At 74.0% G+C, this 705-nt stretch carries 1 protein-coding gene; it reads right to left on the bottom strand.

Annotation, left to right across the window (positions count from 1 at the left end; translation table 11 throughout):
* A partial coding sequence (locus tag AC31A1_RS52205; RefSeq protein ID WP_489660045.1) for an SWIM zinc finger family protein occupies positions 1-705 on the bottom strand: 705 nt, incomplete at both ends.

The following is a 705-nucleotide window of genomic DNA, read 5'->3' as shown; positions in this document are numbered from 1 at the left end:
CCCCCTGGTCCGCGAGGACGTCGGTGGCTCTTACGCCGGGGAGGGGCGCCGGTTCCTGCTCCTGGGCGGCGCGGGCCGCACGGGCCGCGTTGCGGCGGGACAGGGCGTCGAGGAGCGGGCGTTCGCCCCGGCCGCGGAGCAGGAGCAGGACGAAGGGGTCGGCGTCGAGGAGGCGGGCGGTCTGGTAGCAGAGGGCGGCGGCGTGTTTGCAGGGGTGACCGGAGTCGGGGCAGCTGCACTGCGGGGCGAGGTCGCCGGGCCCCGGCAGCAACGCAACTCCGCACTCGGCAAGGGACTTGGGCATCTCCTTGTCGAGCAGCGCGGCGATGTGCCCGGGCCGATCGGCGGCGGCGTCCAGGAACCGCTCCCAGTCGGCGTCGTCCAGCGTCCGCAACCGCACCTGCACGCGGTACGGCCGCGCGCGGCTGCCCTGCACGTACCCGAGCACGAGCCCCGGCGTCACGGTGATCGCGTCGACGTGCCCCTTCTCCGCGTAACTCCGCCCCCGCTGCAGCCGCTTGGGATCCAGGGCGCCTTCTTCCAACGCGGTGACCCATGCGTTGCCCCACCAGGTGTCGGCGAAGCGGGTGTTGGCGGCTCCGCCGCCGTCTCCGTCTCTGTCTCTGTCTCTGTCCGAGGGGCGGGGTGAGAAGGCGGGGAAGGTGCGGCGGAGGTCGCTGTCGCGGGAGGGGGAGGCCATGGTGG

It is taken from the genome of Streptomyces sp. P5F9, from assembly GCF_057961495.1.
Note: the sequence above shows the minus strand (reverse complement) of the source record. Positions and strands in the feature narration are given on the sequence as shown.